24 protein-coding genes are annotated in these 23,229 nt (G+C 60.1%); 10 read left to right on the top strand and 14 right to left on the bottom strand.

What is annotated here, in order from left to right; genetic code table 11:
- Positions 1-316 precede the first annotated feature (316 nt).
- The 6 genes from WNZ15_RS23665 to WNZ15_RS23640 are packed head-to-tail and all read right to left on the bottom strand — an operon-like array spanning position 317 to position 7,468.
- Positions 317-1,690, bottom strand: a complete 1,374-nt coding sequence (locus WNZ15_RS23665) for an FAD-dependent oxidoreductase (RefSeq protein WP_342895503.1) — start codon at positions 1,688-1,690, stop codon at positions 317-319.
- Complete coding sequence (locus WNZ15_RS23660; protein ID WP_342895502.1) at positions 1,671-2,537, bottom strand: isocitrate lyase/phosphoenolpyruvate mutase family protein; 867 nt, start codon at positions 2,535-2,537, stop codon at positions 1,671-1,673. Before WNZ15_RS23660 ends, WNZ15_RS23665 begins: the two co-directional genes overlap by 20 nt.
- Positions 2,534-3,154 carry an isochorismatase family cysteine hydrolase gene (locus tag WNZ15_RS23655; RefSeq protein WP_342895501.1) on the bottom strand — a complete coding sequence of 207 codons (621 nt, stop codon included), beginning with the start codon at positions 3,152-3,154 and terminating at the stop codon, positions 2,534-2,536. The genes WNZ15_RS23660 and WNZ15_RS23655 overlap by 4 nt, the downstream gene beginning before the upstream one ends.
- Positions 3,151-5,214, bottom strand: coding sequence for a hydantoinase/oxoprolinase family protein (locus WNZ15_RS23650; RefSeq protein ID WP_342895500.1), 2,064 nt, complete (start codon positions 5,212-5,214; stop codon positions 3,151-3,153). Before WNZ15_RS23650 ends, WNZ15_RS23655 begins: the two co-directional genes overlap by 4 nt.
- The gene (locus WNZ15_RS23645) at positions 5,211-6,905 is read right to left on the bottom strand and encodes a hydantoinase B/oxoprolinase family protein (RefSeq protein ID WP_342895499.1); all 1,695 of its coding nucleotides are present in this window, start codon (positions 6,903-6,905) and stop codon (positions 5,211-5,213) included. The genes WNZ15_RS23650 and WNZ15_RS23645 overlap by 4 nt, the downstream gene beginning before the upstream one ends.
- The gene (locus tag WNZ15_RS23640; protein ID WP_342895498.1) at positions 6,902-7,468 is read right to left on the bottom strand and encodes a tautomerase family protein; all 567 of its coding nucleotides are present in this window, start codon (positions 7,466-7,468) and stop codon (positions 6,902-6,904) included. Before WNZ15_RS23640 ends, WNZ15_RS23645 begins: the two co-directional genes overlap by 4 nt.
- Before the next feature lie 145 nt (positions 7,469-7,613).
- On the opposite strand from WNZ15_RS23640, the gene WNZ15_RS23635 reads away from it, so the two are divergent.
- From WNZ15_RS23635 to WNZ15_RS23610, 6 genes are all read left to right on the top strand, one after another.
- Complete coding sequence (locus tag WNZ15_RS23635; RefSeq protein ID WP_342895497.1) at positions 7,614-8,417, top strand: GntR family transcriptional regulator; 804 nt, start codon at positions 7,614-7,616, stop codon at positions 8,415-8,417.
- On the top strand, positions 8,414-9,820 hold the full coding sequence (leuC, locus tag WNZ15_RS23630; RefSeq protein WP_342895496.1) for a 3-isopropylmalate dehydratase large subunit: 1,407 nt from the start codon (positions 8,414-8,416) through the stop codon (positions 9,818-9,820). Before WNZ15_RS23635 ends, leuC begins: the two co-directional genes overlap by 4 nt.
- Positions 9,820-10,440 (top strand): 3-isopropylmalate dehydratase small subunit, encoded by a 621-nt coding sequence (gene leuD / locus WNZ15_RS23625; RefSeq protein WP_342895495.1) that lies wholly within the window; start codon positions 9,820-9,822, stop codon positions 10,438-10,440. The genes leuC and leuD overlap by 1 nt, the downstream gene beginning before the upstream one ends.
- Before the next feature lie 85 nt (positions 10,441-10,525).
- Positions 10,526-11,539, top strand: a complete 1,014-nt coding sequence (gene dctP / locus WNZ15_RS23620) for a TRAP transporter substrate-binding protein DctP (protein ID WP_342895494.1) — start codon at positions 10,526-10,528, stop codon at positions 11,537-11,539.
- Positions 11,540-11,597: 58 nt separating this feature from the next.
- On the top strand, positions 11,598-12,104 hold the full coding sequence (locus WNZ15_RS23615; RefSeq protein ID WP_342895493.1) for a TRAP transporter small permease: 507 nt from the start codon (positions 11,598-11,600) through the stop codon (positions 12,102-12,104).
- Positions 12,104-13,411, top strand: coding sequence for a TRAP transporter large permease (locus WNZ15_RS23610; protein WP_342895492.1), 1,308 nt, complete (start codon positions 12,104-12,106; stop codon positions 13,409-13,411). The genes WNZ15_RS23615 and WNZ15_RS23610 overlap by 1 nt, the downstream gene beginning before the upstream one ends.
- 159 nt (positions 13,412-13,570) lie before the next feature.
- Here WNZ15_RS23610 and WNZ15_RS23605 read toward each other — a convergent pair whose 3' ends face one another.
- Positions 13,571-13,846, bottom strand: coding sequence for a flagellar biosynthesis protein (locus WNZ15_RS23605; RefSeq protein WP_342895491.1), 276 nt, complete (start codon positions 13,844-13,846; stop codon positions 13,571-13,573).
- Positions 13,847-13,998: 152 nt separating this feature from the next.
- Between WNZ15_RS23605 and WNZ15_RS23600 the strand changes: the two genes are divergently transcribed.
- Positions 13,999-14,610, top strand: a complete 612-nt coding sequence (locus WNZ15_RS23600; protein WP_342895490.1) for a GNAT family N-acetyltransferase — start codon at positions 13,999-14,001, stop codon at positions 14,608-14,610.
- 133 nt (positions 14,611-14,743) lie between these two features.
- Here WNZ15_RS23600 and mtnA read toward each other — a convergent pair whose 3' ends face one another.
- The 3 genes from mtnA to WNZ15_RS23585 form a co-directional block, all read right to left on the bottom strand.
- Positions 14,744-15,850 carry an S-methyl-5-thioribose-1-phosphate isomerase gene (gene mtnA / locus WNZ15_RS23595; RefSeq protein ID WP_342895489.1) on the bottom strand — a complete coding sequence of 369 codons (1,107 nt, stop codon included), beginning with the start codon at positions 15,848-15,850 and terminating at the stop codon, positions 14,744-14,746.
- A gap of 102 nt (positions 15,851-15,952) precedes the next feature.
- Positions 15,953-16,570 carry a hypothetical protein gene (locus WNZ15_RS23590; RefSeq protein WP_342895488.1) on the bottom strand — a complete coding sequence of 206 codons (618 nt, stop codon included), beginning with the start codon at positions 16,568-16,570 and terminating at the stop codon, positions 15,953-15,955.
- Positions 16,571-16,711: 141 nt separating this feature from the next.
- Positions 16,712-17,113: a hypothetical protein gene (locus tag WNZ15_RS23585; RefSeq protein ID WP_342895487.1), complete on the bottom strand. Its 402-nt coding sequence runs from the start codon at positions 17,111-17,113 to the stop codon at positions 16,712-16,714.
- A gap of 690 nt (positions 17,114-17,803) precedes the next feature.
- Between WNZ15_RS23585 and WNZ15_RS23580 the strand changes: the two genes are divergently transcribed.
- The gene (locus WNZ15_RS23580; RefSeq protein WP_342895486.1) at positions 17,804-18,385 is read left to right on the top strand and encodes a hypothetical protein; all 582 of its coding nucleotides are present in this window, start codon (positions 17,804-17,806) and stop codon (positions 18,383-18,385) included.
- A 70-nt stretch (positions 18,386-18,455) separates the two neighbouring features.
- Here WNZ15_RS23580 and WNZ15_RS23575 read toward each other — a convergent pair whose 3' ends face one another.
- Positions 18,456-19,397, bottom strand: coding sequence for a metallophosphoesterase (locus tag WNZ15_RS23575; protein ID WP_342895485.1), 942 nt, complete (start codon positions 19,395-19,397; stop codon positions 18,456-18,458).
- 539 nt (positions 19,398-19,936) lie between these two features.
- Here WNZ15_RS23575 and WNZ15_RS23570 point away from each other — a divergent pair.
- On the top strand, positions 19,937-20,419 hold the full coding sequence (locus tag WNZ15_RS23570; protein ID WP_342895484.1) for an NUDIX domain-containing protein: 483 nt from the start codon (positions 19,937-19,939) through the stop codon (positions 20,417-20,419).
- A 101-nt stretch (positions 20,420-20,520) separates the two neighbouring features.
- Here the strand turns inward: WNZ15_RS23570 and WNZ15_RS23565 are convergent, their stop codons facing one another.
- Positions 20,521-21,495, bottom strand: a complete 975-nt coding sequence (locus tag WNZ15_RS23565; protein WP_342895483.1) for a glutathione S-transferase family protein — start codon at positions 21,493-21,495, stop codon at positions 20,521-20,523.
- A gap of 424 nt (positions 21,496-21,919) precedes the next feature.
- Between WNZ15_RS23565 and WNZ15_RS23560 the strand changes: the two genes are divergently transcribed.
- Positions 21,920-22,438, top strand: coding sequence for an N-acetyltransferase (locus tag WNZ15_RS23560; protein WP_342895482.1), 519 nt, complete (start codon positions 21,920-21,922; stop codon positions 22,436-22,438).
- Between the two features lie 2 nt (positions 22,439-22,440).
- On the opposite strand, the gene WNZ15_RS23555 is transcribed toward WNZ15_RS23560, so the two are convergent.
- Together WNZ15_RS23555 and WNZ15_RS23550 are read right to left on the bottom strand one after the other, a co-directional pair.
- Positions 22,441-22,914 (bottom strand): hypothetical protein, encoded by a 474-nt coding sequence (locus tag WNZ15_RS23555; protein WP_342895481.1) that lies wholly within the window; start codon positions 22,912-22,914, stop codon positions 22,441-22,443.
- Positions 22,886-23,203: a hypothetical protein gene (locus WNZ15_RS23550; protein ID WP_342895480.1), complete on the bottom strand. Its 318-nt coding sequence runs from the start codon at positions 23,201-23,203 to the stop codon at positions 22,886-22,888. Before WNZ15_RS23550 ends, WNZ15_RS23555 begins: the two co-directional genes overlap by 29 nt.
- Positions 23,204-23,229: the final 26 nt, after the last annotated feature.

The following is a 23,229-nucleotide window of genomic DNA, read 5'->3' as shown; positions in this document are numbered from 1 at the left end:
TCCTGAATGGGGTGAAATGAAGTGTGTTCTGGAAGAAAAAAGGGGCGGGAATCAGGCGCTCGCCCTCGCGAAAATTCTTCTCGCTCGTGCCGTTGCCGCCGGTGGCGCAAATCCGTGCCGGTCAAAGGTTGGATTGAGCCTTCACGTGCTCGCCCTGACCCGCTCGGGAAAGGCGTCCCGATGGCCTTGCGGCTGGCTTCCAGAACGCCCCGTTCGGTGCTCAGTCCGGCGACCAGGCGTGCCCGGGTGACATCGAAGGCGGGATTTTCCGATGGTGCAGGAAGCGACCGGAAGGTCCGGTGAGCGACCGGTCCGTCTATTCAGACTGGCCGGCCAACTTGCCCAGAACGACCGCACTGAGGAGGCCGTTTCCGGAGAGATAACCGCTGTCTGACTGTCCCGATACACCACAGGCTGCGCCTCCGCAGGCAAAGAGATTGGGGAAAGGCACGCCGTTTTCGTTCAAGACCCGGGCGTGTTCATCTGTCTTGAGGCCGCCCTGCGTGTGGAACAGGGCCCCGGTAACGCGCACACCGCAATAGGGTGGCCTGAGAGGTTCGTTTCCGAACTTTCGATTGAACGCATCGGTCCCGTTCTCGGGAATGCTCTCCATCGTTTTCAGAAAGGCGTCGGTCGGCAGGTCGAATTGCCGGGCCAGACCCTCCAGCGTATCGCTCGTCTTGATCGCTCCGGCTGTTTCTGCCCGCTTGAAGTCCTCGAACTGGCGCGCCACTGCAGCGATCCGGCTGTCGAAAATCGAGTAGGCCTGACCTTCGGGCTGCGCCAGAACAACGCGCGCAGCCTCGGAGTAGCCCTGCGATTCATTCCAGAACCGTTCGCCCCTGCAATTGACCTGGACGCCGCCCTCGGTAATCACCGCCCATGTGATCAGGATTGCGTGCGGGTGCGCGACATTGCCATGGCCCTGATACGATCCCAGGTGACCCAGATCGGCACCGATCTCCTGACCCCACAACAGCGCTTCCCCGCGGTTGCCGTCGTGACCGAACCACAGCCCGTTTTCAATCGAAGGTATGAAGCGGCTGACCAGTTCGCGATTTCCGCCAAATCCATTGCAGGCAAGGATCAACTTCTTGCTGCCGATCGTCTCGACACCGCCGTCCGGCCGGGTCACCGACACGCCATGGACGCGGCCGTTCTGATAAAACAGACGGTGCGCCCTGCGTTCGCAAATGATGTCGATGCCGCAGGCCTCGCAGGTCGAGCGGAGTGCGTCGATCAGCTCCGTCCCGGACCGTGTCGGGAGACCGTGCATTCGCCGTCTGCTGTGACCCGGATAGTCAAAATTGGAGATAACAGAAAACGGCAATTCATAGGTGTCGCTGAGCCAGTCGATCAACGGACCTGAATGGCTGGCCAGCCGGTCCACGAGATCCTGCTGGTTCTCGCCGTTGGCTTTCGACTGAATGTCGGTTGCAAAAAACTCGGCACTGTCGTCGATGCCGGTTGCCTGTTGCGCCCTGGTACCCGCAGCGGGGATGAGGCCGGCGGACAGGGCCGTGGAGCCGCTCGGGACGGCATCGGCTTCTATCACCAGGACAGACTGGCCGGCTTCATGGGCGGCAAGTGCGGCAACCAGTCCGCCTGCGCCTGCGCCTATGATCAGCGTTTCACATGACAGGTCGAATGCGGCAGGCGGTGGCGCAGTGTCAGCTCTGGTTTCGATCATATTTAACGCCCTGGGCAAGCATCGCGGGCGTGCCGATCACTTGGTTGAGGCCATCGAAATCGAACATTCTGTCAGAAAACGGCCTGTTGCTGCCATTGTCGCGAAGGCTTTCATAGTATTCACATGCGGTTCGAGCGATGGCGCGCACAATTCCGCCGGGAAAGATCACGATCGAAAAGCCCTGTTCTTCCAGATCGTCCGCGCCCGTGATCGGCGTGGCGCCGCCTTCGACCATGTTTGCCAGCAAGGGAACGCGATTGGCGAAGTGTTGCGCGACGTCCGTCAGTTGCTCGCGTGTCTGAGGGGCTTCTATGAAGAGCACATCGGCGCCGGCTTCGAGATAAGCCTCGGCGCGATCGATCGCGGCATTGAACCCTTCCACGGCAATGGCGTCGGTGCGTGCAATAATCAGCGTTTCACTGGATTTGCGGGCATCGGCCATGGCCTTGACCTTCCCCGCCATTTCGCTTGCCGGTATCAGGGACTTGTCGGCCAGGTGACCGCAGCGCTTCGGATAGGTCTGGTCCTCGATTTGCAGGGCAGATGCACCAGAGCGCTCATAAAGCCTCATGGTGCGCTGTGCGTTGAGCGCGTTGCCGAAGCCGGTATCCGCATCGATGATCACCGGCAGCGCGGTTCGGTCAGCGACCAGCGCCATGGTGTCCGCCATCTCGGTTACGGACGTAAGCCCGATGTCCGGACGGCCAAGACGGGTATAGGCAACCGCGGCACCGCTGAGATAAAGCGCCTCGAAGCCGGCATCGGTGGCCAGAGTGGCCGTCAAACCATCGTAAACACCGGGTGCCAGAAGAATCTTTTTCTGCAAAAGGCGTGTCTTCAGGCTCATGCTGTACTCTCCAGCCATGCCAACGTATCAGCACAGCTCATTTGTTCGGTGACCGTCGCCAGCGACAGAAGCGTTGCGTCGTGGACCTCTTGCCGAAAAGCCGCGCACCCATCCGTCAACATGAGCGTTTCGATATTGCGCAGGTGCGCGTCACGCAAGGTGGACGCCACCCCGCCGTTCGTGACGATGCCGCCGACAATCAAAGTGTCGATGCCGGCCGCCTTGAGGATGTATTCCAGCCGTGTCTGATAAAGGGCTGAATAGGCAACCTTCTCGACCACATAGTCGGCAGGCGCAAGCTCATCAACCAGGTCATGTCCAAATGTGCCCGGCGCAAAATCGCCTTTGCCGAGAAAGGGGCGCAGTTTTTTCAGATGCGGCGAAACAAGAGGTTCACCACTGGCATCCGGCACCAATGTGAACTGAGCCGAGATGTAGTGGCCACCCTTGGCCCGCAGCGCCTTTGCGATCGGGGCGATGCGCTGCGGCAGCGACAGGATGTTTTCAGAGGACTGGCCAGCGCGTCCATAGGCACCTTCCGGGTGGAGGAAGTCGTTCTGGAGATCGATCGTCAGGAGCGCGGTGCGGGTCAAGTCCCATGATTTCCAGTCGCTCATGACAGATCCTCCGAAGGTTCAATGATCGTATTGCCGAAAGTGTCGACCCGGGCGAGCAAACCAGGTTCCACCAGCACCGTCGTATCGGGCTGTTCCAGAATCGCCGGTCCTTTTATCACGGTGCCAACCGGCAGATCGAGGCGGTCGTATATCGCTGTCTCGTGCCAGGAGCCACCAAAATGAACCGGGCGGTTCGATTTGGCCGAAACGGGTCCGGTTGTGGTCGGAGCCAGGGTATGCAGATCGAACTTGGGCCGTTTGCCGGTCACTGCGCTGCGCAGGTTCAGGATGCGGCGCACACCCTTGTCCAGCAACCGCCCGAAGGTGGCCAGGTAGGCAGCGTCGAAGGCCGCTTCGATCTCCGTCCGGGTCGGCGGTATCACCCTGCCGCCCTCGACCGTGACAGTGAGCGGGACCGAGACCGTGTGCGTCTGGCCGATGTAGGCCATGTCCAGTTCGAAGCTCACCTGCCGTGCTTCAAAAGTGGTGCGTGCCGCATCCAGCAAGGCCATGCCCTGATCGGCATGGCTTTGCATGAAGTTGCCGAGTGACGTCTCGTCGAGCGAACTGACAAGAGAGTTTATCGTCTGCACGAAATCCTGACGCATGTCGGCGATCACGCAGCCCATGGCGGAGGTCACGCCGGGATAACGCGGGACGATGGCGCGGGCGATTCCGACCTCCGCCAGCATTGCACCTGCGTGCAGGGCACCGCCACCGCCAAAGGGCATGAAAGCAAACCGTTTGGGATCGAAGCCACGTTCGATACTGACAAGGCGAATGGCGCCGGCCATTCGGGAGTTCGCGACCCGCAAAATGGCTTCGGCCGCCTGGAGCGTATCGAGCTTCAAAGGGGCGCCCACATGCGTGTCGATCGCTTTTGCGGCGGCCTCGACATCCAGCCGCGCGAGCTTGCCGCCTATCGGATTTTCCGGATCGATCCGGCCGAGAACCACATTTGCGTCGGTTACTGTCGGCCGATCATTGCCGAGCCCGTAGGCAACAGGGCCGGGATCGGAGCCTGCGCTTTCGGGGCCGATGTTGAGCAATCCCCCCTTGTCGACCCAGGCAATCGAGCCACCGCCTGCGCCTATTGTGGTGATTTCGATCATCGGGTTTCGGACAACCATGCCGAAGTCGATGGACGTCTGCGGCGACAACATCGATTGTCCGCCGGCAATCAGCGACACATCAAAACTGGTGCCTCCCATATCGCCGGTGATGATGTTGTCGAACCCGGCGGTTTCCGCAATATAGCCTGCCGCAATGACCCCCGCAGCCGGTCCCGACAGCGCTGTGCGGACAGGGAGCCTGCAGGCGGTATCGACCGCCATGACGCCACCGTTGGACTGGACAATCATGAATTCGCCGTCAAACCCGCCGGATTTGAGCGCCTGTTCCAGCCGGTCAAGATAGCCGGACACTTCGGGCTGCAGGTAAGCGTTGAGCGCCGTGGTGGAAAAACGTTCAAATTCGCGGATTTCCGGCAGGATCTCGGACGACGCCGACACATGCGGATTGGGCCAGATAGCGCGAACGGCGGAGACCGCTGCGGCTTCGTTTTCCGGATTGGCGAAGGCATTGGCAAATAGGATCGCAACCGCTTCACAGCCTTGATCGCGCAGTTGGGAGGCGGCTGCCCGGACAGCATCAAGATCCACCGGTGTGCGGATGGAGCCGTCCGCAAGCGTGCGCTCAGGGACCTCAAGTCGATTTCTCCGATCGACAACCGGTTCGAAATCACCTCTCAGGCCCCAGGTTCTCGGGCGGTCCCGGCGGCGCATTTCCAGAACGTCGCGCAGGCCCTGTGTGCATATCACGCCGGTTTTCGCGCCTTTGCGTTCCAGCAAGGCATTGGTGCCGGCCGTTGTGCCGTGCACGACAACCGAGATTTTCGAAAGATCGGACACTTCACGTCCAATCCCGTCGAGGAACCCGCCGGACTGGTCCGGACGTGTTGTCGGCACCTTGGCCACGGACGCGCTGCCGTCGGATTCGTTCAGGACAAAAACATCCGTGAATGTGCCGCCGACATCGACACCAATCATGCGCCCGCTCATATCGTTACCTCGCGCCAGGCGTTTCCGTAGTGCTCATCGGCAGCCTCCGCATTGACCAGACCGCGGGCCACATCGCGGGCCACGTCGCGGGGCGTGCGATCGGCAGCGTCGCCATAGCCGCCGCCACCGGGTGTTTCCAGGCGCACAGCCTGTCCCTTCCGGAGCTTGATCCCGCGCATCTTCGAGGCCAGGGGCGGTGTCTTCCAGCCGTCGTCCTGCTGGTAGGTGAAGCGGTTGAGAGCTCCGCTTTGCCCGTTTACGATCCCCTGTGGGGCAAAACGGCCACGTTCGCCAAACAGGAAGGCTTCGGCTCCGTTTTCTTCCAGAACCTCGATTTCGTAGATTGCCCCCATGCCACCGCGATGGGCACCGGCTCCGGCGCTGTCGGGCCTCAGCGCCCACTGCCGAAACATCACCGGATAGGCGGCTTCGAGTATTTCCATTGGCGGTATGGTCGCAGTGGAAATGGGCGCATTGCCGTGGTTCAAACCGTCGCATTCCGGCGATCCGCCATGGCCGCCACCGTAGAAACTGAACATCACCCAGGGCTGGCCATTGTCGCGTTTTCCGGCAATCGACAAGGCATTGATCGTCCCATAGGCATTGGCAACGACGCGATCGGGCGCAGCCTTGGCGAAGGCGCAGAAAATCACGTCGATCATCCGAAGAATTGTTTCCGTGTAACCGCCCGTCGGAGCCGGAAATTCCGCGGACAGAAGCGATCCCTGCGGAACCAGCACCCTGATGGGGCGCATCACGCCCGCATTGGCCGGCAAATCCTGGAAGATGTGCTTGATCGCCACATATGCGGTGGCGACGGTGGTCGGCAGAGCAATGTTGACGGGCCCGGCGCATTGCGGTGCGGACCTGGCAAAATCGAGTGTCATCTCATCGCCGCTGATTTCCAGCGCAACACGGATTGCCAGCGGTTCGTCGGTGATGCCGTCATTGTCGAGAAAGTCTTCCGCCTCCCAGCGGCCATCGGGCAATTCTTCAAGCTCCGATCGCATCAAGGCCTCGGCCCGGTGCCCGAGGGCGTCAAGCCCGGCATGGACGGTCGCGGCGCCATATTCATCCAGCAATTCATCCATGCGCCTTATTCCCAGGTCGAGCGCACCCAGTTGTCCGTTCAGATCCCCCATGGCCGATTGTGGCAGGCGCGTGTTGCGCAGGAGAATGTCGATGATGTCCTGATTGACTTCGCCGGCCCGGGCCAATCGCACCGGAGGCAGGACAAACGCTTCCTGGAAGACATCCGTTGCCGCCGGATTATAGTTGCCGGGCACCGCACCGCCGACGTCGTGCCAATGGCCTACCGAGGCGAGGTAGCAGAACAACTCACCATCACGAAAATAGGGGCGGACAAGACGCATGTCGGACAGATGCGTGCCGCCGATATGGGCGTCATTGAAAATATAGATGTCGCCGTCCTGCAAATCACCGCTCGCGGCCGCTTTCTCGATCACGGCCTTGACCGCGAACGACATGACCCCCACGAAGATTGGCAGACCCGATTTGCCCTGAACCAGGGTGTCGCCGTTGGTTGCATGGTAAAGGCCGTGACTGGCATCGTGAGCCTCGGCGATGATCGGGTTGAAGGCCGCGCGAAACAGGGTCGCGTCCATTTCATCGGCAATTTGTTCCATGCGGCCGGCCAGAACCGACAAAGTGATTGGGTCAATCTCGCTCATGCCGTCGACTTTACCTCCGCAATGTCGTTCCAGACGTCCTGACGGGTGATTTTACCGGCCTCGATCTCAAAGCGGTCAATAAACCGGATGCCGTCAAAAGCGGTGCTATCGGGCCACTCGCCCGACAGGGATCCGCGACAATAAACCAATGCTGCCGAACCGGAGCTCTGCATCGCGTCGAAACCTTCATAGGACTTTTTGACGAAGCGATAGCGCGGTCTGGCCCAGTCGATCAGCTCCTGCAATCGGGACATCGGTGGCGCGCCGGGAAAATGCATTGTGAAACCGCCCCCGAGAAACCCCTGGGCAACGTCGGTCTGACGGGCCTCCATTGCCCGAAGATAGTTCCTGACGATCTCCGCCGGATCGGCAAGCGCCGGAGCCCCCGCACGGCTCCTGCGGCCGCGCGCGTAGTTCTCCGGCGGCATTTCATGGATCATGACGGTGATGGCCTCCGGCGCAGCGGGAACGACCAGACGAACCGCATCTGTCAGGGCCTCGCACAGCCGGCGCTTTTCCTCGGGCCCATAGCCTTGCAAGACATGTAGTTCGACGATCGGCATGCTGCCCTCCCGAGAAATTTGTACTATCTATAATACCAATTTGAATCGCTTGTTAATACAGAAAATTAGAAAATTATCGGACAGAAGCTTGAGTTTTTAAAATCGAGCTGTAACATCGAAGCCGACTTAGGAAGGAATTTGTTGCGTGAACAAGCCGGCAAAATCGCGACTTCCTGATGGTGCCAAGGCGCGTCGGGTCTATCTGTCTTTGCGTGACCAAATTGCCGATGGGCGTTTGGCGGACGGTGTGACCTTGCCTGCGGAACAAAAGCTTACCGAGATATTCGGGGTCTCGCGCGTGACAATCCGGCGGGCGCTGGATGCCCTGGCCGAAGCCGGACTGGTGACGCGCCGCGCGGGCAGCGGAACGACGGTGAGCACCTCGGGTCAGCCGAACAGGCCAATGGCGATGAACCTGGCCACCCTGATGCCGCAACTCGTCGAGATGGGGCGCAACACAACGGCCCGCCTTCTGTCGTTTTCCTACGATACCGCACCTGAATTTGTTGCCCGCGCATTGCAGATCGAGTCAGGAGAGCAGGTTCAGGTCGCAATCCGGGTGCGCAGTGCCGACGGGACACCTTTCTCTCACCTGACAACCTATGTGCCCGCGGCGATCGCAAGCAATTATTCGGAAAATGATCTCGCGACGACGCCCCTGTTCAAGCTGCTGGAGCTTAGTGGCGTTCAGATCCGCGATGCGCATCAGTCCGTTTCCGCTTCCCTGGCAGGTCCGGAAGTCGCTGATGCGCTCGGTATCGCCGTCGGATCGGCGCTGCTTTCCTTGCGGCGGGTCGTGCGCGATGTCGATGGCAACGGTGTTGAGTATCTTTCGGGACTTTACCGGCCCGACATGTTTCAGCTTGAAATGCCGCTGACCCGGGTTGGCGACGGCGGTGCGCGGCATTGGCAGCCTGCGATCGGCAAATCCTCGGAGGACACGCCGTGAGCCCGCCGCGCACGCTTCTGGACCGGTTATGGGCAACTCATGAAATTGTCTCGAACGCCGATGGCAAGTCGCTTCTGTGGGTCGACCGCCACCTGGTGCACGAAGGCTCCCACCATGCGTTCGCCAAACTGAAGGCACGCGGTGCGAAACTGGCCGAGCCGGAATTGACGTTTGCCGTCGTTGATCACTATGCCCCGACACGCCGGCACGGACAGATCGCCGATCCCCGAATAACCCGCATGCTGCAAACCCTGCGACGCAATGCGGAAGATCACGGGATACGCCTGTTTGATCTGGACGATCCCGAACAAGGCATTGTCCACGTGATCGGGCCTGAACAGGGGTTGACCTTGCCCGGGCTGTTGATCAATTGCGGTGACAGCCACACGTCGACACACGGGGCATTTGGCGCTCTTGCCTTCGGCATCGGCGCAACCGAGGTCGCCCATGTTCTGGCGACCCAGACGATCTGGCAGATGAAACCCGCCGCGATGCGCCTGCAAATCGACGGAGCGCTTGGGCCGGGGGTGAGTGCAAAGGACATTGCTCTCAACTGGATCGCCCGGCTCGGTACGGGCGGCGCAAAAGGTCACGCAATCGAATATGCCGGGACCGCGATCCGGAACCTGTCGATGGAAGGGCGAATGACCCTTTGCAACCTGTCCATCGAGGGCGGTGCCCGGATGGGCATGATCGCACCGGATGAGACCACGGCTTCTTATGTGAAGGGGCGCGCGTTCAGCCCTCGTGGATCCGCGTGGGACAAGGCGGTGGAAGCCTGGGCGCATTTGCGCTCCGATGACGACGCCGAATTCGACAGGGATGTCCGTATCGACGGCGCCGACATTGCGCCGACGGTCACCTGGGGCACCAGCCCCGAGCAGGCGCTCCCGGTCACGGCCAATATCCCGGACCCCGCATCCGAGGCGCATGGCAATGCCCAGGCAGTGCGCGACGCACTGGACTATATGGGTCTTTCAGCGGGGCGACCCATCGAAGGCACTCCGGTGGATCAGGTGTTCGTCGGGTCGTGCACCAACGGCCGGATTGAGGATCTGCGGGCGGCCGCGGCAGTCCTGGCCGGGCGGAAATCGAAAGTGCCCGGACTGGTTTCTCCCGGATCCAGTCTGGTGAAAGCGCAGGCCGAACAAGAGGGACTGGATCAGGTCTTCATCCAGGCGGGACTGGAGTGGGTTGCTTCGGGCTGCTCCATGTGTGTCGGCATGAATGGCGATCTGGTGGCCCCCGGAAAACGGTGCGCATCTTCAACAAATCGAAATTTCCGCGGCCGCCAGGGCCCCGGTGCCCTCACGCATCTGATGTCACCGGCCATGGTTGCCGCCGCCGCCGTAACCGGCACCATCACGGATGTTCGTCCGCTCCTGACAGGCAGAACCGCGTGATGGCGGGTTGGTCGGAACATGCTGGCCAGGCGGTCGCCCTGCCACTGCAGAACGTGGATACGGACCAGCTTATCCCTGCCCGGTTCATGACGCATTCTCGCAGCGACGGTTACGGACGCTTTCTTCTGCATGATCTGCGCCGTGATGCGGGCGGAGATGAGCTTGCCGAGTTTCCGTTGAACCGACACCCGGACGCCAGCGTTGTTGTCGCCGGACATAATTTCGGCTGCGGTTCGTCGCGTGAGGCTGCTGTCTACGCACTGGTTGATGCGGGGATCCGCGCGGTTATCGCCCCGAGTTTTGGTGAAATCTTTGCCGGGAATGCAGTCAACAACGGTCTGCTGCCGGCCCAGGTATCTGAGGACGATGCGGCCGCATTGATCGACAGGCTGAAAGAGGCGTCGGGCCCTTTGCGAATCCAGCTGGAAACCGGCCGGATCAGCCTGGGGGGTCTGGACCTGGTGTTCAGTCTGGAGCCCAGCTGGCGCACCAAGCTGATCAACGGCTGGGACGACATCGACCTGACGCTTCATCACCTGCCCGAGATTGCGCGTCACAGGGCAAACCAGATGCATGACAATTCCTGGGTGCGACCCAAGGCGGGGCAGTCTTGGCCGTAGAGGAATTCAGTGTGAGGCATCAAGGACGTTGCCTCACAGCCAATGGGACACTGCAAAAGCAGGTCCCGAAAAGTGGAGAAAGGCTATGATGAGAACTGTTCTTGCCGGGCTTGTTGCCGGTTCAACTCTCTTCGGCGCAGCAGCGCAGGCGGAAGACACCATTTCCGCAGTGCATGCGTTTCCGGAAACACTGATCTACACAAAGAGCTTTCTGTCGTTCGTCGACAAGGTGAATGAAGCCGGAAAAGGCGTGATCCAGATTGACGTCAGGGGTGGACCGGAAGCCATCGGGATGTTCCAGCAGGCGGATGCCGTCCGTGATGGCATTGTCGACATGGTCTACACGCCCGGGTCCTTCTACGGCGGTTCATTGCCGGAAAAAGACGCGATGGTGGCGTCCAACCTGACAGCCGTCGAAACGCGCGAGAACGGTGGTATTGCGCTGATCGACGAGATCCATCAGGAGAAGATGGGCCTAAAGTACCTTGGCTGGTTCGACAGTGGCGTGTGCTACAATTTGTGGACCCGCGACAAACCGAGTTTCGATGCAGACGGAAACCTCGAGGTGGACGGTATCAAGCTTCGCGGCAACAACGTCTACAATGCATTCTTCACCAACTACCTTGGCGCTCAGGTGATCGATCTGCCGACCGGCGAAGTCTATGCCGCGCTGCAGCGCGGAGTGGTCGATGCGACCGGCTGGACACAGATCGGGTTGATTGATCTGAAGTGGAACGAGTTCCTGAATTACCGGATCGAACCCTGTTTCTTTTCGACTGATCTCGGCGTGATCGTCAATCAGGAAAAATGGGACTCACTTTCTGACGAATCCAGAAAGATCCTGCAGGACGTCGCCATTCAGCATGAGATCGACAGTGTCGAAGCCTTGCGCGCCAAACGCGATGAGGATTTCGCCGCGCTGGATGCCGCAGGCATGGAGACCATTTCTCTCGAGGGCGAAGCAAAGGCCAACTATCTGGCGGCTGCCCGGGACAAAACCTGGGAGCGCATGAAGGGCCTGATGGCGGAACAGCCCGGCGGAACCGGAAACTATGACCGGTTGATCGAGCTGTTTTACGATCTGAACGCGTCCAAATAACGAAATCGCGGGCCCGCTCTTCCAGCGGGTCTGCACATCTGGGGTTCGGAGCCACTTCATGACGTCCATCGCGAAGACCTATTCCACATTCTTGTACGCCATGGCTTTTGTGGCAGGAGCCACGCTCGTCTGGCTCATGATTTCGGTTGTGGTCTCGGTCATGATGCGCAACCTGGGTTTGCAGCCATTTGCCTGGCTTTTCACGTCTTCCGAATACGGATTGTTGTACATGACCATGCTCGGAGCCCCCTGGCTGGTGCGTGAAAAGGGGCATGTTCACATCGAACTGGTGACATCGACCTTGCCCGAAAAGGCGCGCCATGTGGTCAGCCGGCTGGTCGCGATCGCCTGTGTGCTCGTCTGCGTCATTCTCGCCTGGAAAGGGCTTGAACTGTTTTTGAAGAACATCGAGCGGGGCGATTATGACACCCGCGCCTACTATTATCCGCGCTGGCTGCTGACGATCACCTTTCCGCTCAGCTTCGGGCTGATGGCCGTGGAATTTCTGCGCTTTGTCTTCGGATCAGAGCTGATGCACTCCGGCGAAGCAGGGATCCACGAATAATGGAATGGTATGAAGCGCTTGCCCTGCTTATCGGGGTCATCGTGTTTTTCATGGCCATGGGCATGCCGATCGCGCTGGCTTTTCTGGCAGCGAACATCATCGGTGCCTGGGTTTTCATGGGCGGCGAACGCGGTATCGGCCAGTTGCTCAACAATGGTCTCGGATCCCTGACCAAATTCGCGTTGGTGCCAATCCCCTTGTTCTTGCTGATGGGAGAAATATTCTTCCATACCGGCCTGGGTGGACGCATGTTCAATGCCATTGACCAGCTTCTTGGCCGGCTGCCCGGACGGCTGAGCTATGTCACTGTTCTGGGAGGAACCGCGTTTTCGACCTTGTCCGGTTCGTCGATGGGATCAACGGCCCTGCTCGGATCGCTGATGGTGCCCGAGATGGGGCAGCGGGGTTACAAGCCTCACATGAGCATAGGACCCATCCTGGGCACCGGCGGGCTGGCGATCATCATTCCGCCGTCGGCTCTTGCCGTTCTGCTCGCAACCCTGGCTCAAATAGATGTCGGTGCCTTGCTGATCGCAGGTATCATTCCCGGATTGATCCTTGCGGCGCTCTATATCGGGACCATCTGGCTCCAGACCAGGATCGATCCATCAGCGGCCCCGGCCTATGACGTCGAGCCGCTGTCCCTGAAAGCCAAGCTCGGCCTGCTGTTGCGGGAAGTGGTCCCGATGGTCGGCGTGATGGTTCTGATTGTCATCCTGATGATCAACGGATTTGTGACGCCATCCGAGGCAGCGGCCTTCGGTGCGCTTGGTGTGCTGATCCTGGCCGCGGTGTTCAGGTGTCTGACCGTGGAGGCCATGCACAAGTCCATCAAGGGAGCGTTGAAAGTGACCCTGATGGCCTATCTGATTGTGTTCGGATCGGCCACTTTCAGTCAGCTTCTGGCCTTTTCCGGCGCCTCGCGCGGTCTTGTGAGTTGGGCAACATCCTTTGAACTGGCACCGATTGCCATGCTGCTGGTGATGTTTGCGGTCCTGTTGCTGCTGGGAATGTTCATGGAACAGATATCCATCATGCTCCTGACCGTTCCGATTTTCTTTCCGCTGGCACTGACCTTGGGATTTGACCCGATCTGGTTCGGCCTGATCATGCTTCTGGCCCTGGAGATCAGCTTCACCACCCCGCCGTTCGGGCTCCTGTTGTTCGTGATGAAAGGGGTGGCGCCGCCCGGAACAACCATGCGGACGATCTACACCTCAGCCTTTCCGTTTATCGGCTGTTCGTTGCTGCTGGTCGCGCTGCTGGTCGCCTTTCCCCAGATCGCCCTTTGGCTCCCTGGCCGATGACAGTTGAGCAGGTGACGATAGCGCCTGTGACGATTGTGCAGATGGGGATGAGACCAATGGCATGGCTTTGTGACGTGCTGGATGTTTTGCGCTTCTGCTGAACATTGAAACCGCCGGAGACCCAGGGGCCGGAGATTCGTCGTTCCGTAAGCCGGAATCCTAAACCAGCACGCTGATGCGGGCCATGGCGGCGGTCTGGTTGGCGTTGACGCCAAGCGACCCCTGGTTCTGCATCACATACATGGTGTTGGCCTGATAGGCCTGCACTCCGATGACGTTGAAATTGGAAGCGATGGTGCGCAGCTCCTGCATTTTCTGGGCAGATGCCTGACGACGCGACGCCCAGGACTTGTTGTAGTCGGACCACGTCGATTGTTTCTGGGAGCGATAGCGGCTGTGATAGTCGCGCTGGACGTAGTTCCCGATTTTTGGCATGTCAGCATCTTTCCTGGATACGGGTTCGACTGTGTCAGGACGTGGTTAACAGGCGGTTAACCAGCCGCATTCCGCAACCCGGGATCACGGTATCGGAGGGGGCCGGCCGCAGCGCAAAACCCGCATGTTGTCTTGCGGATACCGGAGAAAGGATGATGGGACAGATGCTGGACCTCAATGGCTACACGGACATTCCCGACGGCAAGATCGCGTTCGTGGTGACATTTCTGGAAATGCGGGAACAGCCTGGCGAGCCTCTGGCGCCGCCGCGCGGAGACGTCACACTGGAGCGCTGGAGCGCGCCCGATGTCGCCACCTATCGAAAGCTGTTCCGGGACATCGGCGAGGACTGGCTCTGGTTCGGGCGCCTTGCCCAGGATCCGGCGGTGCTGGAGACATTGCTCGCAGAGCCGACGCGCGAGAATTTTCTGCCGATGAAGAACGGCAGGCCCGTCGGCACGCTGGAAATCGACTATGCAAACCCGCAGGAACCTGAAATCGCCTATTTCGGGCTGGTGCCGGATGCCATTGGCGGCGGACTGGGGCGCTGGCTGATGAGCCAGGCGGCCGAAATGGCCTGGGCGCGGCCGGAAACCAGACGCCTGCTGCTGCACACCTGCACCGGCGACAGCCCGCAGGCAATCCGCTTCTACATTTCCTGCGGCTTCACGCCTTACAAACGGTCGATAGAGGTCGCTGACGATCCACGGCTGCTGGGTCTGTTGCAGAGGGACAGGGCGTCTCATGTGCCGGTGATCGAATAGGCTCGACACAGACACCTTCGACCAAGCCCTCTGGTTCAGCCACCGGTTTCCGCTTCGCCCTGTTCAGGGTGAGGGCGCAAGGCATTCAGTGGCGTGCGAAACCGTCTGGTGAAAGTTCCATGGGCCCAAAGCTTCACGCGCTTGCCCTGACACGTTCGGGAAAGGCATCCGCGATGGCCTTGCGACTGGCTTCCAGAACGCCGCGCTCGGTGATCAGTCCGGTGACAAGGCGGGACGGGGTGACATCAAAGGCGGGATTGGCGACCTCCGATCCATCGGCGACGATGCTGATGGTCTCGATGGTGCCCTGGTCGGTCCGCCCGGTCATCCGGCTGACTTCCGCGCCGCCGCGCTCCTCGATCGGTATTTCCCGCAGGCCGTCCGACAACGAGAAATCGATGGTCGGCGAAGGCAGGGCGACATAGAAGGGGATCTCGTTGTCCCTTGCCGCAAGGGCCTTCAGATAGGTGCCGATCTTGTTGCAGACGTCGCCGGTCGCCGTGGTCCGGTCCGTGCCCGTGATGACGATATCGACCTCGCCATGCTGCATCAGATGCCCGCCGGCATTGTCGACGATGACGGTGTGCGGAACGCCGTGTTGACCCAGTTCCCAGGCGGTCAGATAGGCGCCCTGATTGCGTGGACGGGTCTCGTCGACCCAGACATGCACCGGAACACCGCTGTCATGACACATGTAGATCGGGGCGGTCGCCGTGCCCCAGTCGACCGCGGCCAGCCAGCCCGCGTTGCAGTGGGTCAGGATGTTGACCGGGTCTCCGGGACGCTTGGACCGGCTGATCTCCGCGATCAGGTCCATGCCGTACATTCCGATCAGCATGTTGATGGCAATGTCTTCGTCACAGATATCGGCGGCGAACTTGAAGGCGGCCTGTTCGCGGACCTCCGGTGCGACCTGGATCAACGCCTTGCGCGCCTTGTCGAGGGCCCAGTGAAGATTGACGGCGGTCGGACGGGTTTCCAGAAGCGCCGAGCACGCGGCATGCAGATTGTCGTCGGACGAATCGGCGCGCATGGCCAGGGCGACACCATAGGCGGCGGTTGCGCCGATCAGCGGCGCTCCCCGGACCTGCATGACGCGGATCGCATGGGCGGCCTCTTCCATCGTTTGAAGCCGTGCGATCTCGAAAGCATGGGGGAATTTTGTCTGGTCGATGATCTCGACGGAGGCGCCGTCTTCGGCGAGCCAGATGGTGCGATATTTCGTGCCGTCCACATTCATGACGTAGCCCTCCGGTAAGCGCCCAATCGTTACTATATTACGAAAACGAGGCGCGGCACCAGTTTGGCAGTCAGCGAATTCCTTGCGAAAAAGAGGTTTATTCTATCGAGAAGACAGAGAGTTGAGTTCTTTGAGATAAACGTTTTTAATGTCTGATGGCGGGGAGGCGGCGTTTCCAGGGCCGTTGGGCGTTACTGTCAGCAGTTCGCCTGCTTCGATCTCCAAGGAAGGCCATAGTTTCCCTTCGCCGGGAACGGGTTTTTCGATGCGAACTGGGCCGACGAGCACGAAGATGGTGGTCAGGTCCGGCTCGGCGTCGAGTACAAGCTCCGTATTGCTGTTGATTCGCATGGCGGTTTCAGCGGTTGACAGGTCGTAAGACACTTTACGAGGCGCGCTGCTTTTCTGAAGCACAGCCAGCAATCTGCCTTTTGCCAGTTTCAAGAAGCGATCCGAGCTTCCCGCACTGCCTCCGCCCGTACCGGCGATCGCTGAAATGCCGGAAATGTCAGCCGGTCCGAAATGCAGCATCAGATGTCCAGTTAGCAACCTGAACACATCGCCTTCGCTATATATGATATCGACACTTGCATCCGGAGAGTGTGACTGGAGCGTACCTTCGCCGTCCGGTGCAGGACCTACAAAGATCTTTTCGCCGTTCCAGGTCCAATCTCCACTGATGTTTGAAAAGGTAATAAGAGATGTTTCTTCGGAAGCCATGTCTGCCGCTCCTCCTAGCTTCATGTTGTTTCCGGACGATTCTGCAACAGCAAGAAATGTCAATGTTGCAAAGAAAACCAGTCCGAAAAAGGTAGTTTTCCCATACACTTGATGCCTCGATTCTCTATCGGTCCAACCTCGCTAGTCAGCTCGATACATAATGTTGATCCCGGAGAAGCTCAAAAGGCCTCCCATTTGACCTTTAAAGTCCTGACCGGGATAGGTGCCGGAAGCGGAATCGCCTTTGCGGAAGCCCTGCGCCCATGGATCACATATTGCAGAAACGTCGCCCCAAGCCGAATAGTTGGACGGATCGCCGGCATTCCGTCCTATGATGACAAAGGCGTGATCCGCATCCAAGAGACCGCACCACTCCAAGGGGCGGATGTTTCTATCGTAAAGGTAGATGAAGGCGGCAGCAGAAAATTCGCCACAGTTCCCGCATTTGTTTTTTAACGCAAGCGCAGCGTAAGTACGCATTCCGGCAAGTGTTTCCTTACCTTTGGCAAGTCGTTTGGCCTGTGGACGTACCTTGTCATACACACAAATGTCTATGTGGTCCTTAAATGGCTGGCACGTTCGGGCATCGCCAGTTCGCCCTATGCAAGCCTCCCAGCTCTGGGCGCTTCCGGAATACTGGTCCCAATTGGCGCCTTTCATTGACCTTGTCTGAAGCAGAAACGAACAGGCATCCCGCGACAGAATAAGATTTTCCTGCAATGTCCGCATTTTTTCCCCTAAAATATATCTCGCTAAATTCTTTCCCGTATCCTTCGGAACCACGCCTCTGCAATTGCTGGGCAAGGCGGCGGTGGTGGTGCGGCAGACTTCCGAATGAAGATCTCAGGTTCCAAGGACGGTGAATATTCGGGACTTGGGTGAATTTGGCGATGTCACTCAATATGTACTTAATCAGAAAAAACGGCAGCCAGTTTCAGTCTAATGTGTCTGGCTCCGTAGCATCAAGTTAGATGCATCCGCATTTCGCTGCAACCGCGTATTTCAGAGCATTTCTTTCAATTCTGAAAACATCGATTGGGGTCCATCTAGTCCCAGTGTGAAAAATACCTTAATCTGCGTTAACCATTTTCGAAGCATTGCCGGTGGATAGCCGCCGGTTAGGGCCGTGTGCCTGTTTCGACCGGGTGAGAGTCGGTTAAGACTCTATTGACCACGACGAATCGTGACCCTCTTGGGTCGCGGCCAAGGCAGTGAAACGGAGTCGGGCACCACATGTCTGAAATGCAGGATAACGTTGTCCCCCATACACGCATGCGCTCCTTGCGCGATGCGATCCGGAAGGTTCAGCTCGGCGAGGTCGAGCGTTCGGATGTGGTGGTGGAACTGCAGGATACCGAACGGGCCCGCCTCGACATGCTCGCGGATGAACTGAAGGACGTTTTCAGGGAGATCCCGGAAGACGACGACCAGTTTTCGCTTCAGATCATTTCCGGTTCGACACCGCGGCTGTGGATCGATGCCACAAGCCATGTCGCCGTCGGTGGAGACCGGCGCACCTATCGTTTCCTCAAGGACACGCGCCTGGGACGGGTCGTTATCCTGGAAACCGCCAATATCGACGACATGGCCGATTGCCTGACCGAATATATCGCCGAACGGGTGCTGGAACGCGAGAAAGCCCTGGAAGGGGACTGGCTCAACAACCGCTTGCGGGAAGTGGCGCGCGAAAGCCAGGTCGTTCGGGTCCGGGAAAGCCGCACGCCGTGGCTGGCGGTGGCGGGTGCCTTCGGTATCGGGATTGCCGCCGGCATCGTCGGACTGATGGCCTATGCCTGGTTCGCCAACCCCATGTGACGGGTGTCCATTTTCAAACCTTTCGCGGCGCCGGGAACGCGCAATGCGCCTCAGACCACGTCATGCTCATTTATAAGCCCGTGACCTGACCTGCCACAGGTATCACGACGCTGCGTTCGTTGAGCAGTTTCACCGGTTCGTCCGGCGCGTCAAAGCCGTGTTCCTGCATTGCGCAGCTCCAGCCGTCCTGTGTCTTCTCGATGCTGAAAAGATTGTAGCGGGCCGCCGGTTTATGGCCGCCGGGTGCGCTGGTGGCCGAGGGAACGCCGACGACCGGAACGGGGCCGTTCGGGCCGTCGATCTCTTCGAAACTGTCGACATGGGTGTGTCCGTGCAGAATCAGTTCGGCACCGGCCCGCTTGACGACCGCGCGCACCCGAGAAGCGTCGGAAAGGCGCTTGTGCCAGCGCGTTGCGTGCCTGAACGGCGGGTGGTGCAGCATCACGACACGGAACAGTCCCTGCCTGCCGAGTTCTTCCAGAACCGCGCGCAGCCGCTTGCTCTGATCGCTGCCGACCCGGCCGGTGGCAAACCAGGGTGCGCTGGCGCGACCCGTGGTCACGCCGACCAGAGCGATGCCGTCACGCTTGCGGACATAGGGAAAGGTGGCTTCCGGGCGGGCTCCGGCAGGGGGTGCCTTGGTGTCGCCGTCGCTCATGTAGGGCCACCAGGCGGCGCGGGCCCGGCGGACAGCTCCCGGCACATAGGCATCGTGATTGCCCGGCACGACCGAGACGTCCTCCGGCTCGCCGATTTCCTCCAGCCAGGTGCGGGCACCGGAGATCTCCAGAGGCAGGGCGATGTTGACCAGATCGCCGGTGACCGCGATATGGTCCGGAAGGTTCGCCTTCATGTCCGCGACGAGTTGATCGAGATAGCTGGCGCCCATGATCCGGGACCGGTTGCGGTGCCAGTTCAGATAGCCGAGCAGACGTTTTGAAAAAAGCTGCAGAAGCTTTGGGTCCGGCAGGGGGCCGAGATGGGGATCGGAGAGGTGCGCGAGTTTGAACATGGCGCGCATCATCAAAGCAAAGGGCGCCACGTCAAGGGGAAATGACGCGGCGCCCGATTGCGCGGCACGAATGCAATGTGCCAAAAACGTGCCGGAGTGGTTACCTTGCCGGTTTGGCGGGCTTGCGCACCTTCGGTGCGGAGCTGTCCGTGGTCCGGGTGGTTTCGCGCAGTGTCGCGCCAACAACATTAACGAATCCGAACATGTTCTCTTCTCCGTTCAGAACCTGCTGCCAACGAGGATGGGGATCAGTTGGTCGGGAAGGTGGTCAGGGTGCTGGCAACGCGCGGGTTGCTGAGATCGAGAGCCGGCTTCCAGTGGAATTGGGCGGCACGGCGGCGGCGTCTGCCAAAGAGAGCATTGAACATGGACATATTCCTTCAGGGGGTAGGGCGCCTTGCCCTCAAAATAATCAACTTGCACGATATATATGCATGCGCTGCCAAAAGGAGGAGCGTTATTACTGGAGATCAGCCCTGCAGGGATTGCATGGGTTAACAAGGTCTTATCTGCAAATTACGTGGAGTATCCTTCGGGAAATGTTGAAGTTCTTGTCCCTCCTGCCTGCGCACTGGACACGCCGTCTTATTCAGCAGATCGGACTGGTCCGCAATCCGTACACGCTTGGTGTCCGTGTGATCGTGGAAGACGAGGTCAAAAGGGTGCTGCTGGTGCGGCACAGTTACCTCGACGGCTGGTATCTGCCGGGCGGCGGTGTCGACAAGGGCGAGACGATGGCGGAAGCGGCCCGCCGGGAGGTTCACGAGGAGGCCGGGATCGCCGCGGCAGAAGCCCCGCGGCTGCTGAGCGTCTATCTGAACGAAGGGGCAACCGGCCGGGATCATGTCGGCCTGTTCCATCTGGCAAGCTGGTCCGGAACCGAAAGCTTCCTGGCGCCCAATTCAGAGATTGCCGAAGCCGGTTTCTTCGCGCCGGATGCCCTGCCGGATGGCCTCACCAGGGCCACCGGGCAACGCTTGATCGAGTTTCGATCGGGACAGCTGGTCTCGGGCAGGTGGTGACACCTGGAGGGGCCGTGACCGGGAACCGACCCACAGGCCGGATAAGCCCCCGGTTCAGCGCCGGGGCCGCGGTGTTTTCAGGAGAACCACAAGACCGCCCCTCAGGCTGCTGCCTGCAGCCGGTCCCGGTCATGCGGGCGGGTGAAGTCGAGGTCGGGACCGACAGGCACGATGCGGGTCGGATTCACGCTTTCATGTGAGCCGTAGTAGTGCTGCTTGATCGTCGTCATGTCGACGGTCTCCGCGACGCCCGGCACCTGGTAGAGCTCGCGCAGGTAGTTCGACAGGTTCGGATAATCCACTATCCGGCGAATGTTGCATTTGAAATGGCCGAAATAGACCGGGTCGAAGCGCACAAGCGTGGTGAACAGGCGCCAGTCGGCTTCCGTCAGCCGCTCGCCCGCCAGATAGCGCTGCCGCGACAGGCGGTCTTCCAGGGCGTCCAGGGTCTCGAACACAGCCTTGACGGCTTCCTCATACGCGTCTTGCGTGGTCGCGAAGCCGGATTTGTAAACGCCGTTGTTGACCGTGTGATAGACGCGTTCGTTGATGTCGTCGATTTCCGTGCGCAGATCCTCCGGATAATAGTCGGCAGCGGACCCGGTCAGTCCGTCGAACGCGGAGTTGAACATCCGGATGATCTCGGAGGATTCATTGCTGACGATGGTCTGCTGGTGCTTGTCCCACAGGATCGGCACGGTTGCGCGGCCGGTATAGTGGGGATCGGCCTTGAGGTAGACGTGCCAGGCGAATTTCGCCCCGGTCAACGGATCGATCTCGGCAAATTCCCACCCGTTTTCCAGCATCAGGGGCTGAACGGCAGACAGGGAAACCAGATCCTCCAGACCTTTCAGCTTGCGGAAGACCATGGTGCGATGCGCCCAGGGGCAGGCATGGGAGACGAACAGATGATAGCGTCCGGGCTCGGCCTTGAAACCGCCGTCGCCGTTCGGGCCGGGTGATCCGTCAGCGGTGATCCAGTTCCGGAAGGCAGCGTCCTTTCGGACGAAGCGGCCTCCGGTCGATGACGTGTCGTACCATTGCTCTTTCCAGACACCGTCGACCAGCAATCCCATAATGTGCTCCTGTGTTGCAGTCCCGTTGACGAGCATGTTGCGTCCGATTGGACGCGGCACGCTCCGTCACCATTGATCTAAGTCGGTCCGCGGGTGCGGAAATCAATCGCCTGAATGCACCGTTCCGGATTGGTGAACAATCGACCGGCTGGACCGACGAGGCAAAAAACGCTGGACCGGTGTCGCCAATGCGTGGTAACCGCTTCTCCTCACTGAGACAACGCCGGGTCCCCAGTTGGTTTCCGGCAGCAAATCGAGACTGGGCATCATGACCGCAGGTCTGACACTCCGACGACGAAGCAGCCGACGAGATATTTCTCGTCCGCGCCGTCGCGGCTGACCCGTTCCCGGATTGTCAAAGACACGTTTCTTCCGGGCCGGCAGGCGCGCTTTCTGAAAAAGACAGCCTTCCGGAACCAGAGTTATGAAACAGATGCAATGGGTCATTCGGCCCGAACACACCGCCGACACGATCGCAATCGACACGCTGCAGGCCAATGCCTTCGGCCCGGGACGGTTTGCCCGCACCGCCTTTCTCATTCGTGAAAACGTGCCGCACAGGGTGGATCTTTCCTTCGTCGGACTTGCCGGTCAGCAGGTGGCCGGATCGATCCGGCTGAGCCCGATCCGGATCGGGCAAACGGCCGCGCTTCTGCTCGGCCCGCTCACGGTGTCACCGGATTTCAAGAACCGGGGCCTTGGCAAGGCCCTGATGAACACGGCCATGGAAGCGGCCGCCCGGGCGGGAGACACGACGGTGCTGCTGGTCGGCGATGCGCCCTATTACAGCCCCTTCGGCTTTCAGCAGGTTCCCTTCGGGCGGATCACGCTGCCGGGCCCGGTTGATCCGGCGCGTCTGCTCGTCGCGCTTCTGAACGGGGCCGACATGCCGGAAGGCCCGGTCCACGGGGGCAGCGGTGACGCAGCGCTCGGACCTGCCTGAGGCTACGTGTCGAGCCGGTGTTCCGGGTTGGGCCAGCCGGGCTTGCTGCCGTCTTCCCATTGCGCGCGGATATTGCCGCACGCGGGCAGGCCGCCGTTTTCCGTGTAGAGCCTGGCAAGGTGCATCAGATTGAAGGCCATGAATGTCGTATTGCGCTGGGTAAAGGTATTGTCGAAGCCTGCACGGGTGCCGTCGTCCCGGGCGTCGCCGTAAGATGCGCCGGGCCCCGCTTCGCCGACCCAGCCGGCATCCGCCTGCGGCGGGATCGAATAGCCGACATGCTGCATGGAATACAGAACGCCCATGCCGACGTGCTTGATGCCGTCCTCGTTGCCGGTGACGATACATCCCCCCACCTTGCCGAAGAACAGATACTGGCCCTTGTCGTTGGTCTGTCCCGAATGGGCATAGAGCTTCTCGATGAAGGCCTGGGCGAGGGAGCTTTTTTCACCGAGCCAGATGGGCGTGCCGAGCACGCATATGTCCGCGCCCAGGATAATCGGACATCTTCGGCCAGTCGTCCGCCTCCCATCCATGCTCCGTCATGTCCGGGTATACGCAGGGAGCGAGCCGGTACTGACTGAGCCTGACCCGGTCGACGGCCGTGCCCTGGGTCCTGAAGATCTCCGCCACGACATCGAGCAACGTGTCGGTGTGGGACGATTGCGAGGGATGCGTCAGCGACGCGTTGACCAGCACCGCTGACAGTCCGGCGCCGATCTCTCCGGCCTGACTGCAAATTTGTTCCTGGGTGGCAGACAGCATGTGGCCTCCGGCCTGACTGTTTCATC

It is taken from the genome of Roseibium sp. AS2 (assembly GCF_038900065.1).
In the GTDB taxonomy this organism is placed as follows: domain Bacteria; phylum Pseudomonadota; class Alphaproteobacteria; order Rhizobiales; family Stappiaceae; genus Roseibium.
The sequence above is the reverse complement of the archived record's forward strand: the minus strand, read 5'-3'. Positions and strand labels throughout refer to the sequence as shown.

Coding starts and splice junctions, on each gene's coding strand:
- WNZ15_RS23615 (WP_342895493.1), top strand. CDS start 11,598: ATGACGTCCATCGCGAAGACCTATTCCACATTCTTGTACGCCATGGCT.
- WNZ15_RS23600 (WP_342895490.1), top strand. CDS start 13,999: ATGATGGGACAGATGCTGGACCTCAATGGCTACACGGACATTCCCGAC.
- WNZ15_RS23655 (WP_342895501.1), bottom strand. CDS start 3,154: ATGAGCGACTGGAAATCATGGGACTTGACCCGCACCGCGCTCCTGACG.
- WNZ15_RS23610 (WP_342895492.1), top strand. CDS start 12,104: ATGGAATGGTATGAAGCGCTTGCCCTGCTTATCGGGGTCATCGTGTTT.
- WNZ15_RS23665 (WP_342895503.1), bottom strand. CDS start 1,690: ATGATCGAAACCAGAGCTGACACTGCGCCACCGCCTGCCGCATTCGAC.
- WNZ15_RS23570 (WP_342895484.1), top strand. CDS start 19,937: ATGTTGAAGTTCTTGTCCCTCCTGCCTGCGCACTGGACACGCCGTCTT.
- leuD (WP_342895495.1), top strand. CDS start 9,820: ATGGCGGGTTGGTCGGAACATGCTGGCCAGGCGGTCGCCCTGCCACTG.
- WNZ15_RS23580 (WP_342895486.1), top strand. CDS start 17,804: ATGTCTGAAATGCAGGATAACGTTGTCCCCCATACACGCATGCGCTCC.
- WNZ15_RS23550 (WP_342895480.1), bottom strand. CDS start 23,203: ATGCTGTCTGCCACCCAGGAACAAATTTGCAGTCAGGCCGGAGAGATC.
- WNZ15_RS23575 (WP_342895485.1), bottom strand. CDS start 19,397: ATGTTCAAACTCGCGCACCTCTCCGATCCCCATCTCGGCCCCCTGCCG.
- WNZ15_RS23645 (WP_342895499.1), bottom strand. CDS start 6,905: ATGAGCGAGATTGACCCAATCACTTTGTCGGTTCTGGCCGGCCGCATG.
- WNZ15_RS23590 (WP_342895488.1), bottom strand. CDS start 16,570: ATGGCTTCCGAAGAAACATCTCTTATTACCTTTTCAAACATCAGTGGA.
- WNZ15_RS23660 (WP_342895502.1), bottom strand. CDS start 2,537: ATGAGCCTGAAGACACGCCTTTTGCAGAAAAAGATTCTTCTGGCACCC.
- WNZ15_RS23605 (WP_342895491.1), bottom strand. CDS start 13,846: ATGCCAAAAATCGGGAACTACGTCCAGCGCGACTATCACAGCCGCTAT.
- dctP (WP_342895494.1), top strand. CDS start 10,526: ATGATGAGAACTGTTCTTGCCGGGCTTGTTGCCGGTTCAACTCTCTTC.
- WNZ15_RS23640 (WP_342895498.1), bottom strand. CDS start 7,468: ATGCCGATCGTCGAACTACATGTCTTGCAAGGCTATGGGCCCGAGGAA.
- WNZ15_RS23650 (WP_342895500.1), bottom strand. CDS start 5,214: ATGAGCGGGCGCATGATTGGTGTCGATGTCGGCGGCACATTCACGGAT.
- WNZ15_RS23560 (WP_342895482.1), top strand. CDS start 21,920: ATGAAACAGATGCAATGGGTCATTCGGCCCGAACACACCGCCGACACG.
- WNZ15_RS23565 (WP_342895483.1), bottom strand. CDS start 21,495: ATGGGATTGCTGGTCGACGGTGTCTGGAAAGAGCAATGGTACGACACG.
- mtnA (WP_342895489.1), bottom strand. CDS start 15,850: ATGAATGTGGACGGCACGAAATATCGCACCATCTGGCTCGCCGAAGAC.